The 14591-nt window shown below is 71.8% G+C and carries 15 protein-coding genes; 5 read left to right on the forward strand and 10 right to left on the reverse strand.

Features of this window, described 5'->3' with window-relative positions; translation table 11 throughout:
• Positions 1 to 2: 2 nt before the first annotated feature.
• Positions 3 to 299, reverse strand: coding sequence for a hypothetical protein (locus tag ABD481_RS05430; RefSeq protein ID WP_344664406.1), 297 nt, complete (start codon positions 297 to 299; stop codon positions 3 to 5).
• 316 nt (positions 300 to 615) lie between these two features.
• Between ABD481_RS05430 and ABD481_RS05435 the strand changes: the two genes are divergently transcribed.
• A complete protein-coding gene (locus tag ABD481_RS05435; protein WP_344664407.1) occupies positions 616 to 2424 on the forward strand; it encodes an ATP-binding cassette domain-containing protein in 1809 nt (602 codons plus the stop codon).
• Positions 2421 to 3233 (forward strand): hypothetical protein, encoded by an 813-nt coding sequence (locus ABD481_RS05440; RefSeq protein WP_344664408.1) that lies wholly within the window; start codon positions 2421 to 2423, stop codon positions 3231 to 3233. The genes ABD481_RS05435 and ABD481_RS05440 overlap by 4 nt, the downstream gene beginning before the upstream one ends.
• A gap of 103 nt (positions 3234 to 3336) precedes the next feature.
• Here the strand turns inward: ABD481_RS05440 and msrB are convergent, their stop codons facing one another.
• Positions 3337 to 3741 carry a peptide-methionine (R)-S-oxide reductase MsrB gene (gene msrB, locus ABD481_RS05445; protein WP_344664409.1) on the reverse strand — a complete coding sequence of 135 codons (405 nt, stop codon included), beginning with the start codon at positions 3739 to 3741 and terminating at the stop codon, positions 3337 to 3339.
• Complete coding sequence (locus ABD481_RS05450; protein ID WP_344664410.1) at positions 3725 to 4507, reverse strand: pyrimidine reductase family protein; 783 nt, start codon at positions 4505 to 4507, stop codon at positions 3725 to 3727. Before ABD481_RS05450 ends, msrB begins: the two co-directional genes overlap by 17 nt.
• Positions 4508 to 4674: 167 nt before the next feature.
• Between ABD481_RS05450 and zapE the strand changes: the two genes are divergently transcribed.
• From zapE to ABD481_RS05465, 3 genes are all read left to right on the forward strand, one after another.
• Positions 4675 to 5799 carry a cell division protein ZapE gene (gene zapE / locus ABD481_RS05455; RefSeq protein WP_344664411.1) on the forward strand — a complete coding sequence of 375 codons (1125 nt, stop codon included), beginning with the start codon at positions 4675 to 4677 and terminating at the stop codon, positions 5797 to 5799.
• Between the two features lie 90 nt (positions 5800 to 5889).
• Positions 5890 to 6744, forward strand: coding sequence for a polyphosphate kinase 2 family protein (locus ABD481_RS05460; protein ID WP_344664412.1), 855 nt, complete (start codon positions 5890 to 5892; stop codon positions 6742 to 6744).
• Positions 6745 to 6765: 21 nt separating this feature from the next.
• Entirely contained in the window at positions 6766 to 7275 is a 510-nt protein-coding gene (locus tag ABD481_RS05465) for a GNAT family N-acetyltransferase (protein ID WP_344664413.1), read from the forward strand.
• Between the two features lie 61 nt (positions 7276 to 7336).
• Here the strand turns inward: ABD481_RS05465 and ABD481_RS05470 are convergent, their stop codons facing one another.
• The 7 genes from ABD481_RS05470 to cysD form a co-directional block, all read right to left on the reverse strand.
• Positions 7337 to 8314 carry a quinone oxidoreductase family protein gene (locus ABD481_RS05470; protein WP_344664414.1) on the reverse strand — a complete coding sequence of 326 codons (978 nt, stop codon included), beginning with the start codon at positions 8312 to 8314 and terminating at the stop codon, positions 7337 to 7339.
• A 109-nt stretch (positions 8315 to 8423) separates the two neighbouring features.
• The gene (locus ABD481_RS05475; RefSeq protein ID WP_344664415.1) at positions 8424 to 9197 is read right to left on the reverse strand and encodes a sirohydrochlorin chelatase; all 774 of its coding nucleotides are present in this window, start codon (positions 9195 to 9197) and stop codon (positions 8424 to 8426) included.
• Entirely contained in the window at positions 9194 to 10183 is a 990-nt protein-coding gene (locus tag ABD481_RS05480) for an ABC transporter permease (RefSeq protein ID WP_344664416.1), read from the reverse strand. The genes ABD481_RS05475 and ABD481_RS05480 overlap by 4 nt, the downstream gene beginning before the upstream one ends.
• Positions 10173 to 11036, reverse strand: coding sequence for an ABC transporter ATP-binding protein (locus tag ABD481_RS05485; protein WP_344664417.1), 864 nt, complete (start codon positions 11034 to 11036; stop codon positions 10173 to 10175). Before ABD481_RS05485 ends, ABD481_RS05480 begins: the two co-directional genes overlap by 11 nt.
• A gap of 31 nt (positions 11037 to 11067) precedes the next feature.
• Entirely contained in the window at positions 11068 to 12192 is a 1125-nt protein-coding gene (locus ABD481_RS05490; protein WP_344664418.1) for an ABC transporter substrate-binding protein, read from the reverse strand.
• Between the two features lie 120 nt (positions 12193 to 12312).
• Entirely contained in the window at positions 12313 to 13668 is a 1356-nt protein-coding gene (locus ABD481_RS05495; protein ID WP_344664419.1) for a sulfate adenylyltransferase subunit 1, read from the reverse strand.
• Positions 13668 to 14591, reverse strand: coding sequence for a sulfate adenylyltransferase subunit CysD (gene cysD, locus ABD481_RS05500; RefSeq protein WP_344664420.1), 924 nt, complete (start codon positions 14589 to 14591; stop codon positions 13668 to 13670). The genes ABD481_RS05495 and cysD overlap by 1 nt, the downstream gene beginning before the upstream one ends.

A 14591-nucleotide genomic window follows, 5' to 3' on the forward strand; every position in this document is an offset into this window, starting at 1 on the left:
CGCTAGTCCTCACCGCCCAGATCGACGATGTAGGCCTCGTAGACCAGGTCGTTGCTGCGTTGGCAGTGTCGATCGAGGCGGCGGGCCAGGTCGGCGGCCTGGGCGTCGCTGAGGTCGGCCGACAGGTCGCGTCGCATTGCGCGTCGCAGCTCGGCGTGTTCGCGGATCAGTGACTCGACCGCGAAGATCAGGCGCGGGTCCGCGGCGATGATCTCGGCGTACAGCCCGTATTCGCCTTCGGTCGCGGCCAGGTGTTCGGCGATGGCGGTGGAAAGGGGGACGGCGGGGGCGAGGCCCATGGCGCAGACCTCCTCATGGTGTGGGGGGTCCTCTCATGGTGCGCATGCCTGTGCGAGGTTGTCCAGAAGCGGACGGTAGCGAACTGCCTGCGACACTTCATCACTCTTCACGGTGATTTCCCCGTGTCTCGTGAGTGATCACGGATACCGTAGCGGTCAGCGATGTCGCGGACGGTGATCGGCTGGAGGAGGCCGTGGGGAGGGGCGGCGTCGCGCGGCAGTATGGCCCGGAGCAAGAGGAGTCGCGGTGATCGAGACGATCGAGCTGACCAGCACCCGCCGGTCGCGCGGCTCGGGCGGAGGACCCGTGGAGCGGGTGTCCTTCGACGTCTATCCGGGCCAGGTGACCGCGCTGCTCGGGGCGCCGGGGTCGGGCAAGTCGACGGTGCTGCGGATGATGGTCGAGCTGGAACCGTGCAGCGGTCGCACCCTGTTCGGTGGGCGCCCGTACCACGCGCTGCGTCCGGCGGTCCGTGAAGTGGGCCTGGCCCTGAACCCCGATGCCTTGCACCCGGGCCGCACCGTGCAGGCGCACCTTCAGCTCTACTCCGCAGCCGGGGGTGTCCCGAAGTCGCGGATTGCCGAAGTCCTGGAAGTCGCCGGCCTGTCTACGCAGACCGCCGTCCGCTGCGGACGCCTGGACGCCGGCCAGCGCCAGCGTTTGGCCATCGCGGCCGCCCTGATCGGGGACCCCGCGGCCCTGATCCTGGACGAGCCCCACGCGCTCGACAGCCACGGCCGTGCCTGGTTCCACGCCCTGATCCGCGCCTACGCCGCCCAGGGCCGCACCGTCCTGGTTGCCGCCGCCGACCCCGATTCCCTCGCGGGCACCGCCGACCACGTCGTGATCCTGCGGCGTGACGACGAAGACGGCATCAGCCGCGTGATCGCCAGCCGCTCCGCCGCCGAGGTCTTCGACGAACGCCGCGCCACCGTGGTCCAGGTCCGCAGCCCGCAGGCCGCCCGCCTGGCCGCCGCGCTCGAGACCGAGGGCGCGCGCCTGTCCACCGCCGGCCCCGGCGCCCTCCAAGTGCGCGGCCTCGATCGAGCGCGGATCGGCGAGGTGGCCCACGTCGCAGGCATCTGCCTCCACGAGCTGAGCGAGATCGGCCACGACGACGATGTCTTCGGCCTCCGCCCGGTGCCGCGCCAGAAGGAACTGCTGCCGGGGCTGAGCCATGCCGGAGCGGAAGGCGCCAGCTTCGCCACGGTCTGGTCCTCCGGTGTTCGCCTGGTCGGCAGCGACACCGACACCCAGCCCCTCGACATCGAGGAGGCGGAGGTCATCGAGCCCGCCGTCGAAACCCTGGTGGCGGTTGTCGAGGTTGTGCCGGACGCGCCGGTGACCGATGCGCGCGGCCAGGCTGAAGTCCCCGGTCAAACGGCACCGCAGCTAGCACCCGCCACAGAAGCGAACGCACAGATCGCGGCACCGGTCCAGGATCGGCCGCCGCAGGTCGACGCGTTGGCGGGTAGCGAGCAGGCCAGTCCGGTAGCTGCCGGGGAGACGCAGACTGACGCGTCGCACAGTACTGATGCTTCGCACAGCGACGACCAGGTCCAGAACCAGGCGGAACAGGCGGAACAGGCGGAACAGGCGGAACAGGCAAGCCAAGTCCTCGAAGCTCGGCCGGACCGAGATGCATCGGACACCAGCCAGCAAGCCCAGGACCAGCTTAGCGAGGTCGGCCGAGTACTGACCAACCCGCCGCAGGCGATCGCCGAGGCTCCTTCCCAGCAGACAGCCGAGGCTCCTCCCCAGCGGGCAGCTGAGTCTCAGGCCGACATTGATCGAGTCGCGCCTGAGCCTTCGCAAACCGAAACACCCCCCGCGCCCCTCGCCTCCCGGCGCAGCGCGAACCGTGCCTTCGGCACCTTCCGTCGTACGCGCATCAAGGCGACCGACGACGTTCCGGGCGGTGCCCACTCCGCCCCCGTCGTCGTGGAGGCGACCTCCGCGTCGGCGCAGCCTGCTGTTCCTTTCACTGTCGCCGCTGTGCCTGCGGCGCCGGTTGACGACGGTATGACGCCGTGGCGGGCGGCTGCGGCGCGGGCGGTGCGGCAGCAGGAGCAGGACGGTCTGGTCGTTGAGGCGGCCTCGGCAGAGCAGGAGGCGTCCGCGTGATTGCTGCTTTTCGGTATGAGGTGCGGCGGTTGGGGAGTTTGCGGGGGACGCGGCGGGTGCCGGGGGTGGCGGCTGTGGTGGCGGCCGGGTTGGGGGTGGCTGCGGCGTTGGCGGTGTCGGCCGGGGCTTCGGAGCGGGTGGTGGCGTTGTTCCGGCTGGGCGGGACGTTGCCCGCGTTGGCCGCTGCGGTGGTCATGGGGGCCGCTGCCTCGGGGCATGAGCGGCATCATGGGATGCGGTACGTCACCCTCGCGGTGGTGCCGCGGCGGGCGTGGCTGACGTTGGCCAAGACCACGTGCACCGTCGTGGTCTGTGCGTTGACCGGGGCGTTGGTGGCGTTGGCTGCCGCGCTCGGCTATGCGTTGGCGCTTGCCTGGGCGTATGCCGGTGATCGGACTCTCATCCCTGATGGTGCTGCTGCCGATCCTGTTGTGCAGGGTGTGGCGCCGACGGCTGCGGCGGCGGTCGCGGCCGGGGTGCTCGGTCTGGCGGTCGGGTGGTTGGCGCGTTGGTATCGCACTTCGGTGGTGGTCGCGGTGGCGGTCGTGGTGCTCGGGACGCCGCTGGCCGCCGGTCGGTTGCTGACCGAGTTGCCGACGGTCGGGGACGGTCTGGCCCGGGCCGAGCAGTCGCTGCGCGACACGCCGGTCCTCTCCGCGCTGCTCAACCCTCGTATTCTTACTGCCTGGCCCCCGCTGCGCTCCGGTCTGCACCCGATTCCGCCGACCTCGCTGGCGGCCACCTCGCTGCTGGCCCTGGTCGCGTTGGTCGGCCTGGTGGCCGGGGCTGTGAAGTGGCAGCGGGGCTAGCGTTCGGCCCCAAACCGACCCCAGACTGGCCTCCAAATAAGACCAAAAACCACAAACCCGCCCGGCGCCGATGCGCCGGGCGGGTCTTTGGTTCAGGACCGGATCAGGCCGCGTCCTCGTCCAGCTTCAAGCTCACCGAGTTGATGCAGTACCGCTGCCCGCCGTGGTCCACCGGGCCGTCGTCGAACACGTGCCCCAGGTGGGAGCCGCACGCCGCGCACCGCACCTCGACCCGCACCATCCCGTGGCTCCGGTCCTCGAGCAGCGTCACCGCGTCGCCCTCCTGCGGCTCGTAGAACGACGGCCACCCGCAGTGCGAGTCGTACTTCGCCTGGGACCGGAACAGCGGCGCGTCACAAGCCCGGCAGTGGTACGTCCCCGCGGTGTGCGTGGACACGTACTCCCCGCTCCATGGGCGCTCCGTACCCGCCTCGCGCAGCACCGCGTACTCCATCGGTGTCAGCAGCGAGCGCCACTCCGTGTCGGTCCGCTCAACCTTCTCCGCCATCAGACTCACCCTTCGTTGCCGAGCTCAGCGTTCCTACCAAGTAACGGCTGAAGAGGAAGCCGTCTTCCGTCAGGAGCGTGTGCAGTATCAGCGGTAATCCCCCCGTAAGGTCTGGCCCGGCCAGGATCCGCATCGAGTCTCCGCCGCGCAACTGGGGTGAGACCGACAGGCACAGCTCGTCGAGTCGTTCGGCCGCTGCCAGGTGGCCGAGCAGGTGCGGGCCGCCTTCGCAGAGGATGCGCCCCAGGCCGCGCTCGGCGAGGCGGTCCACCGCCAGGCCCAGGTCCACGCCGCCGGAGCCGGCCGCGATCACGTCCACCCCGGCCGCGGTCGCCTCCTGGACCCGGTCCTCGGGGGCGTGTTCGGAGGTCAGGACGATCGTCGGCACCGCCGGCTCGCTGAACAGCGGCAGCGACCAGTCCAGGTCCAGCTGGCCCGAGACCACGGCGATCGCCGCGGTGGGGGCCTGGCCGGCGGCGGCGCGGGCCTCCTGGTACTGCTCCCGGACCTTTGTCGGGCGGTAGTGCTCGGCCCGCACCGTTCCGGCACCGACCAGGACCACGTCGGCCAGGGCGCGCAGCACGCCGAAGATCCGCTTGTCCGCCTCGCCGGAAATGCCTTCGGACTTTCCGGCGGCGGTCGCCGCGCCGTCGACGCTCGTGACCATGTTCGCCCGGACCCAGCGGCGCGCCCCGGCCGGGTACGCGTAGACCTCGGCCAGGTCCACCTGGCGGTTGCGGCGCGAAGGCGGCAGCAGTTGATACATGCACCCAGCGAATCACAACAAGCGACTCCTGACACGCGCTGCGCACCCGCAAGATCGGCCCCGCTGCGCACCAGGTTCCGCAAGAGGGTTGTGATCGGCTTCACATGTGATCAATTGCACGGCCTTCGCGGTCCTCGACACCCCTCTGGAGCTGGGACATTGGAAGTGTGCCGACGTCTGCCCCGCTCGTCTCCGCGCCCGCTGCGACCCTTGTCGGCCGCCGCCCCGCCGTCGGCGCGGACCGCCTGATCGCGGACCTGGTCCCACCCCCGCGGTTCGATCAGGTGCGCTTCTCCTCGTACGTTCCGAACCCCGCCGAGCACAGCCAGGCCGTCGCCCGCGACCGCCTGGAGGCCTTCGCGGCGACTGTCGGCGCGCCGCAGAAGAAGGGCGGCGGGCTGTTCAAGAAGAAAGCGGCGGCTCCCAGCGCCGGCGGCGTCTATCTGGACGGCGGCTTCGGCGTCGGCAAGACCCACCTGCTGGCCTCGCTCTGGCACGAGGCGCCCGCGCCGCGCGAGAAGAAGGCCTACGGCACTTTCGTCGAGTACACCAGCCTGGTCGGCGCCCTGGGCTTCGCCACCGCGGTGGAGCGCCTGGCCGATTTCGCGCTGGTCTGCATAGACGAGTTCGAACTCGACGACCCGGGTGACACCGTCCTGGTCTCCACGCTGCTGACCCGCCTCTCCGACCGCGGCGTGAAGCTGGCCGCCACCTCGAACACCCTGCCCGACAAGCTCGGCGAGGGCCGCTTCGCCGCCGCCGACTTCCTGCGCGAGATCCAGGCGCTGTCGTCCCGCTTCGACGTGATCCGCGTCGACGGCCCCGACTACCGCCACCGCGACCTGCCGACGCCGCCGGCCCCGGTGGCCGAGGACGCCGTCCGCCGCACCGTGGACGAGCGCGCCGCCGCCACCCTGGACACCTTCGACGACCTCGCCGAGGAGCTCGCCGCCGTCCACCCCAGCCGCTACGGCGCCCTGATCGACGGCGTCAGCGCGGTCGGTGTGACCGGCGTGCGGCCGCTCGACGACCAGAACGTCGCCCTGCGCCTGGTGGTGCTCATAGACCGGCTCTACGACCGCAAGGTCCCGGTGGTCGCCTCGGGCACGCCGCTCGGCGAGCTGTTCACTCCCGAGCTGCTGCGCGGCGGCTACCGCAAGAAGTACCTGCGCGCCGTCTCCAGGATCACCGCCCTGGCCCGCGACGGCGTCGCGCTGGCCGAGGCCGAAGCCGAAATGGAAGCGGAAGCGGAAGCGCACGCAGATTCCGTCGCGGTCCCGGCAGCCCTCTGACCACCAGTGAGCTGAGAACCGCCGGATTCCGCACCCCCTGAACCGCCGCGACGACGTGCGCAGCGGTCACCTAGATGGCACTCTTCGTTCATGGCGAAGTCGTCGAAGTCGTTCATTGATCTGTTGCGGGCCCCCGATTCCCCCATCGACCTGTCCGAGATCCCCACGGACTCGCACCCAGGGGGGCACTCCAAGAAGGCCGCCCGGGAAGCCTTGCCGGAGCTCGGCGAACGCCTGGCCGCGTTGCAGGAGCGCCTGTTCGCCCAGTCCCGAGGCGGCACCGAGCCGGCCCGGGAGAGCGTGCTGCTGGTGTTGCAGGGCATGGACACCTCCGGGAAGGGCGGCACCGTCAAGCACGTGACCGGCGTGATGGACCCCGGCGGCCTGCACATCACCTCGTTCAAGTCGCCGACCGAGGAGGAGCTGTCCCACGACTTCCTCTGGCGCATCCGCAAGGCGCTGCCGGGCGCCGGCTACGTCGGCGTGTTCGACCGCAGCCACTACGAGGACGTGCTCATCGTCCGCGTCCGCAACCTGGTGCCGCCGGAGCAGTGGGAGCCGCGTTACGGCCTGATCAACGAGTTCGAACAGGAACTCGCCGACCAGGGCACGACCGTCGTGAAGTGCTTCCTGCACATCAGCCGCGACGAGCAGAAGGACCGGCTGCTGGCCCGCCTGGACGACGAGACCAAGCTCTGGAAGTACAACACCGGCGATGTCGACGAGCGCAAGCTCTGGCCCGCCTACCGCGAGGCGTACGAGGCCGCGCTGGACCTGACCTCGACCGCCACCGCGCCCTGGTACGTGATCCCGGCGGACCGCAAGTGGTACCGGAACTTCGCGATCACCAACCTGCTCATCGAGACCCTGGAGCGGATCGACCCGCAGTGGCCCCCGGCCGACTACGACGTCGCCAAGGAAAAAGCCCGGGTCCTGGAGTCCTGAGCCCGGCTAGGCTCCGGCGGTATGAGGATCCGTGCGGCGACCGCCGAGGACTGGCCGCAGATCTGGCCGATCTTCCGGGCCATTTGCGCCGCGGGCGAGACGTTCGTGTACGCGTATGAGCCCTCTGAAGATGAGGGCCGCTCGACCTGGATGGAGCGGCCTCCCGGGCTGACCGTGGTCGCGGTCGACGACGCCGACCGCGTCCTGGGCACCGCGAAGATGGGCCCCAACCGGCCCGGCCCCGGCGCGCATGTGGCGACCGCCAGCTTCATGGTGGACGCGGCGGCCGCCGGGCGCGGTGTCGGCCGCGCCCTCGGCGAGTACGCCCTGGCCTGGGCCCGCGCCGAGGGCTACCGCGGGATGCAGTTCAACGCGGTCGTGCAGAGCAACGCCCGCGCCGTGCACCTGTGGCAGGCGATCGGCTTCGAGATCATCGGCACCGTGCCCGGGGCGTTCAAGAGCCCGACGCACGGCTACGTCGGGCTCCATGTCATGTATCAGACGCTGGTCCAGGAGCCGGGCCAGGCCTGAACCAGCCCGATCCAGTTTGACTCAGCCTGAACCAGCCTGATCCGGCTCCTGAGCCCGCCTGCTACGGGATCAGCAGCAGCTTCCCGGTCGTCTTCCGCGACTCCAGGTCCCGGTGCGCCTGCCCGGCCTCGCCGAGCGGGTACTCGGCCCCGATCCGCAGCTTCAGCGTGCCGTCCTGGATCCAGCGGAACACGTCCCCGGCCCGCCACTCCAGCTCCTGCCGCGCGGCGATGTAGTTGACCAGCGTCGGCCGGGTCAGGAACAGCGAGCCGCCCTGGGACAGCCGCAGCGGCGCCATCGGCGGCACCGGGCCCGACGCGTTGCCGAAGCTCACCAGCATGCCCCGGGGCCGCAGCGAGGCCAGCGAGGCCTCGAACGTGGAGGCGCCGACGCCGTCGTAGACCACGTGCACGCCCTGCCCGCCGTTGCGCCGCAGCACCTCGGCGGCCAGCGCCTCGTCCTCGAACTGGTCGTAGCGGACGATCTCGTCGGCGCCGGCCTCGGTCGCCAGCTTGGCCTTCGCCTCGCTGGAGACCGTCCCGATCACCTTGGCGCCGGCGGTCTTCGCCAGCTGGGTCAGCAACAGCCCCATGCCGCCGGCCGCGGCGTGCACCAGCGCCGTCTCGCCGGCCTTGACCGGATACGTGCTCTGTGTCAGATAGTGCGCGGTCATGCCCTGGAGCATCGCCGCCGCCGCGGTCTTGATGTCCACGCCGTCGGGCACGTGCACAGTGCGCTCGGCCGACATGATCATCTGTTCGGCGTAGCTGCCCCGGCCGTCGGAGGTCGCCACCCGGTCGCCGGGCTGGAAGCCGATGACCCCCTCGCCCACCGCCAGCACGTGTCCGGCGGCCTCGGCCCCCGGCGTGTACGGCAGCGGCATCTTGTACAGGCCGCTGCGCTGGTAGGTCTCGATGAAGTTCACGCCGGCCGCGCCGACCTTCACGAGCAGCTCTCCGGGCCCGGGCTGGAGGTTGTCGACGTCCGACAATTGCAGGACGTCCGGTCCACCGAGTTCACTGACGACGATTGCGCGCATGCACGAATCCTTTCAAAGGTCGCAAGGCTTCGCATGCGTGCAACCCCATCGCCCCCGGGGTGATTCCGGCGCCCGGGGACCCGCTCGGCCGCCCGGGGGACGGGGACCGTCAGGCCGCGGCCATCAGCCGGCAGGTCGCGACCGACCCGTCGAACCGCGCCAGCACCGTGGCCGCCACCTCCGGCGCCGGCCCGAGCTCGGCGGCGACCGCGTCGGCCCCGGCGCGCCGCGCCGAGTCCCGGATCCGGTCGGCCAGCAGCCCCGGCGCCAGGAAGTACGGCGCCACGACGACCCGCCGCGCGCCGCCGCGCCGCAGGCTCCGCACCGCCTCGCCGGCCTGGTCCCCGACCGCCGGCACCGCGACGACCCGCCGCCAGCCGCTGTCCTGCCAGTACCGCGCCAGATCGTCGACCACCGCCACCGCCGCCTGGTCCGAGGACCCGGCCCAGGCCAGCACCGCGGCCGCCTCCTCGTCGCCGGGCCACACCCCGGCCTCCCGCAGCCGCCGCTCCAGGCCGGCCAGCAGCAGCGGATGCGGACCCAGCGGCTCGGTGAGCACCGGTTCGGTCACCGCCGCGCGGCCCGTGCGCCACCGCCGCGGCAGCTCCTCGTGCGCGGCGCGCACCGCCGCCGGGATGTCCTGGCGGACGTGGAAGGCGGTGTTCAGCAGCAGCGGCACCACCTTCACGTGCCGGTGGCCGTCCCGGACCAGGCCGTGCAGCGCGCGCGCCGTCGTCGGGCCGCAGTGGTCGAGGAACGCCGCCTCGACCCGCAGCCCCGGCCGCTGCGCGCGGACCGCGGCCACCACCGCCTCGACCGTCTCGCGGTGCCGCGGGTCGCGGCTCCCGTGCGCGACGGCCAGCATCGCCCGCTCCTGGTTCACGCCAGCCCCCTCGCCTTGAGCACCCGCCGCTCCAGCGGCACGAACACGAGCTGGTTGACCGCGACGCCGACGGCCAGGATCAGCAGGATGGCCGCGAAGGCGCCGGCCATGTCGTTGGTGTCCTGGGCGTTCTTCAGCAGGAAGCCCAGGGAGTGGCCGAGTCCGGCCGACTGCACGATGATCTCCGAGGCCAGCAGCGAGCGCCAGGCGAAGGCCCAGCCCTGGCGCAGGCCGGCGAGGTAGCCGGGCAGGGCGGCGGGCAGCAGCACGTGGCGGACCGAGGCCAGGCCCCGGGCGCCGATGTTGCGACCGACGCGCAGGTAGATCGGCGGGACCTGGTCCAGGCCGGAGACCACGCCGACCGCGATCGACGGCACGGCGCCGAGCAGGACGACGGTGTAGAGCATCGCCGGGGTCGGGCCGAAGAACATCAACGCCGGCGGGACCCAGGCCACCGAGGGCAGCGACTGCAGGCCCGACAGGATCGGCCCGATCCCGGCGCGCACCGCCTTGACCCGGCCGACCAGCAGGCCCAGCGGCGTACCGATGGCCACCGACGCGCCGAAGCCGACCGCGCCGTGGCTGATGCTGTGCCAGACCGCCGGCCACACGTCGCCGTTGGTGTAGGCGTCCTTCAGGGAGCTGAACACCTGCGAGGGGCCGGGCAGCTTCCAGTCCGGCCAGATCTTCGCGGCGTACAGAGCCTGCCAGACGGCGAGGATCAGCACGACGGCGACGATCGGCGGAATCGCGGAGGCGGCCACGCTCCGCAGTCTGCCGCTTTCCGGTTCCGCCGATGTTTCCAGCGCGTCAAGTCCGGCTTCGATGTTTGCGAGGTTGTCGCTGCTCCCGGCAGCTGCGTCGGCGTCTGTGACGGCCTCGCCGGTCACGTTCTCGATGGACTCGGCGGCCTTGTCAGGGTCGACGGACTCGACGGCCTCGACGGTTTCCGGTTCCTCGACCGTTTCCGCAATGTCAGCGGCCATGACGGCTGATCTCCTGACGCAGGTGCTCGGTGATCTCCACCGACAACTCGGCCACGGCCTTGTCCTCGATGCGGCGCGGCTGCGGGATGTCGACGCGCCACTCCTGCGCGACCCGGCCGGGCCGGGACGACAGCAGCACCACGCGCTGTCCCAGCCGCACCGCCTCGCGCACGTTGTGCGTCACGAACACCACCGCCAGGCCCGTGGCCTCCCACAGCCGGATCAGTTCCTCGTGCAGCACGTCGCGGGTGATGGCGTCCAGCGCCGCGAACGGCTCGTCCATCAGCAGCACCGGACTGTCCTGGGCCAGAGCCCGGGCCAGCGCCACCCGCTGCCGCATCCCGCCGGAGAGCTGATGCGGCCGCTTGTCGTAGGACCCGCGCAGCCGCACCAGGTCCAGCAGCCGCTCGGCCTCGGCCTTGCGCTCGCGGCGGCCGGAGAGCCCGCGCAGGCGCAGCGCCAGGCCGATGTTCTCCCCGGCGGTCAGCCACGGGAACAGCGCCGCCTCCTGGAACATCAGGGCCGGCCGGCCCGAGGGCACCTCGACCGTCCCGGCGCTCGGCGCGTCCAGCCCGGCCACCAGGTTCAGCAGCGTCGACTTGCCGCAGCCGGAGGCGCCGAGCAGGCAGACGAACTCGCCCGGCGCGACGTCGAGGTCGATGCCGTCCAGCACCGGCGTGGCGCTGCCGCGGAAGGACTTGCTCACACCGGAGACGCGCACGGCGGCCGGACCGGCCGCGGCGGCCGGAGCCGTCGGCGCGCCGGTGCCGGTGCCGGTGCTGGTGCCAGTACCGGTGCCGGCATTGGCGTCGGCACCGGCCGACCGGGCGGCGGTCTCGATGGTGGCGGTCATGGCGCTCTCCCCTTCGCGTTCTTCTACGCTGCTACTTCGACAGCCCGGCGTCGGACACCGCGGGCCGGCCGTTCGCGGCCAGCTCGGCGTTCAACGCGGTCAGGTCGAAGACGCCGTGCAAGTCGGTCTTCTTCAGCAGGCCGGCGGCCACCGCGTGGTCGGCCGAGGTCTGCAGCGAGGCGGCCAGCGGGTCGTCGGTGACCGCCTGCTCGCCGAAGGCCCGCTGGATCTCCGTCGGGCTCAGGGCCTTGCCGGAGAGCTGCTTGAGCTGGTCGTTGACCAGCTGCTGGGCCGCGGCGCCGTCGGCGGTGATCCACCGGTTGGCGGCGATCTGCCCGGCGATCAGCGCCTTGACGGTGTCCGGGTGCTTGGCCAGGAAGTCGGCGTTCACCACCAGGTTCGTGGTCGCGAACTGCCCGCCGGGCCACAGGTCCTTCTCGTCCACCAGCACCTTGGCCCCGGCCTCCAGCACCATCCGCGAGGCCCACGGCTCGGGCAGCCAGGCCCCGTCGATGTGCCCGGCCTTGAACTGGTCCAGGGTCGCGGCGTTGTCCTGCGGGGCCACCGACACGTCGCCGGTGCCGTCGCCGTTGGCGGTCAGGCCGTTCTGCTTGAGCCAGGAGCGCAGCGCGACGTCCTGGGTGTTGCCCTTCTGCGGGGTGGCCAGGACCTTGCCCTTCAGGTCCGCGGCGGTGGCGATGCCCGGCCGCACCACGAGCTCGGCGCCGCCGGTGGTGGCGCCGGCCACGATCCGCAGCGCCTGCCCGTGGGACTGGGCGAAGGCCGCCAGGGCCGAGGACGGCCCGACATACGCGGCGTCGAGCTGGCCGCCGAGCAGCGCGGTCATCTCGGCCGGCCCGGCGTTGTAGATCTGGGTCGTGAGCTTGGTGGTGCCCAGGGCCGAGGCGAACTCGCCGTGCGCGACCCCGACCACGGCGGTGGCGTGCGTGACGTTCGCGAAGTAGCCCAGCCGCAGTTCCGGAGCGGCGGTGGACACCGTGCCGGTGGTGTCCGAGGCCGGCGCGGCGGAGGAGGACCCGGAGTCGCCGGAGTCGTCGGAGGCCGCCGCGTACGCGGCCACGACGATCACCAGCGAGGCGACCATCCAGACGGCGGCCGCGGTCGCGGCGGCGGCTGAGAAGGCCTTGCGTATCAACGGAGAACTCCAAGCGGTGCGCTTACGTAGCGGGTCTGTGGCGGAAGTGGGCCGCGCGGCCGGCCGGCATCCGACATCGCATGTCCCCGGTGAAGTTGTGGGAGAACAGCGCGTGCTCGATCACGAGAAGACCCCCAGCGGGTCGCCGGACATCCCGGCGGTCAGCGTGTCGCCGCTGGCCGGGTCGATGAGCAGGAACGAGCCGGTCTCGCGGTCCGAGGCGTAGGGCTCCAGCAGGATCGGCGAGGCGGTGCGCAGCACCACGCGGCCGATGTCGTTGGCGTGCAGGCTGTGCGTGACCGGGGCGTCGTCGTCCCAGTCGAACTCGTCCGCCTCGGCGCCCGCGGCCGGGTCCGCCGAGGCGGCGGCCAGCGGGTCGGAGATGTCCAGCTTGGCGGAGATCTCCTTGACGATCGCCTTCACCGTCCGGGTCGTGTGCTTGAGCAGCACCCGGTCGCCGACGTTCAGCGGCCGCTCCGACAGGTGGCACACCGTGGCGGTGACGTCCTGGACCGCGACCGGCGCGGCGTCGGCCGGGGCGATCAGGTCGCCGCGGGAGACGTCGAGCTCGTCGGTGAGCAGCAGGGTGGCGGCCTGCCCGGCGGCGGCCCGGCCGGCCGGGCTGCCCAGCAGGTCTATGCCGGCGATCGTCGAGCGCTGCCCGGAGGGCAGGACCACGATCGGGTCGCCGACCTCCAGATGCCCGGAGGCGACGGTGCCGGCGTAGCCGCGGTAGTCGGTGGCCTGGTTCCGGATCACGTACTGCACCGGGAACCGGCCGTCGGGCCGCTGCTCGGCCTCGATCGGCACGCTCTCCAGGTACTCCAGCAGCGTCGGGCCGTCGTACCAGGCCAGATCGGCCGAGGGCTCGACCACGTTGTCCCCGCGCAGCGCCGAGACCGGCAGCGCGGCGTGGTGCTGCACGCCCAGCGCGGTGGCGTAGGCGGCGAACTCGGCCTCGATCTCGTGGAAGCGGTCCTTGTCGAAGCCGACCAGGTCCATCTTGTTCACCGCCAGCAGCACCCGCGGCACCCGCAGCAGCGCGGAGACGGCGGTGTGCCGGCGGGTCTGCTCGGCCAGGCCCTTGCGGGCGTCGACCAGGATGACCGCCAGCTCGGCGGTCGAGGCGCCGGTGACCATGTTCCGGGTGTACTGCACGTGCCCGGGCGTGTCGGCCAGGATGAAGCGCCGCTGCGGCGTGGCGAAGTAGCGGTAGGCGACGTCGATGGTGATGCCCTGCTCGCGCTCCGAGCGCAGGCCGTCGGTCAGCAGCGCCAGGTCCGCCTGGTCCAGACCGCGGTCCCGCGAGGTGCGCTCGACCGCCTCGAACTGGTCGGCCAGCACCGACTTGGTGTCGTACAGCAGCCGGCCCACCAGGGTCGACTTGCCGTCGTCCACGCTGCCGGCCGTGGCCAGCCGCAGCAGCCCGGCGACGTGAGTGTCCTTCTCCGCCGGCGCGTCCAACAGAACGGTCATTAGAAGTAGCCCTCCCTCTTGCGGTCTTCCATGGCGGCCTCGGACAGCTTGTCGTCCGCGCGGGAGGCTCCGCGCTCGGTGATGCGGGAGGCGGTGATCTCCTCGATCACCGCGGCGATGTCGGCGGCGTCGGAGTCCACCGCGCCGGTGCAGGACATGTCGCCGACCGTGCGGTAGCGGACCTGGCGCAGCTGCAACGCCTCGTCCGGGCGCGGCCCGCCCCAGTCCCCGGGCGCCAGCCACATCCCGCCGCGGGCGAACACCTGCCGCTCGTGCGCGAAGTAGATCTCCGGCAGCTCGATCTCCTGCTCGGCGATGTACTGCCACACGTCCAGCTCGGTCCAGTTGGACAGCGGGAACACCCGCACGTGCTCGCCGGGCCGGTGCCGGCCGTTGTACAGCCGCCACAGCTCCGGGCGCTGCCGCTTGGGGTCCCACTGCCCGAAGTCGTCCCGCAGCGAGAAGACCCGCTCCTTGGCGCGGGCCTTCTCCTCGTCGCGGCGGCCGCCGCCGAACACGGCGTCGAACTTGTTGGACTGGATGGCGTCCAGCAGCGGCACCGTCTGCAGCGGGTTGCGGGTGCCGTCCGGCCGCTCGACCAGGCGGCCGTCGTCGATGTAGTCCTGCACGTGCGCCACGTACAGCCGCAGCCCGTGCTCGGCCACGGTGCGGTCCCGGATCTGGAGCACCTCGGGGAAGTTGTGGCCGGTGTCGACGTGCAGCAGCCCGAACGGCAGCGGAGCCGGCGCGAACGCCTTCAGCGCCAGATGCAGCATCACGATCGAGTCCTTGCCGCCGGAGAACAGCAGCACCGGCCGCTCGAACTCCGCCGCCACCTCGCGGATGATGTGCACCGCCTCGGCCTCCAGGGTGCGCAAATGCGCGCGCGACGGAGCCGATTCGTCGTGGGTCAAGGTACTCAT

This window comes from Catenulispora yoronensis, assembly GCF_039531695.1.
In the GTDB taxonomy this organism is placed as follows: domain Bacteria; phylum Actinomycetota; class Actinomycetes; order Streptomycetales; family Catenulisporaceae; genus Catenulispora; species Catenulispora yoronensis.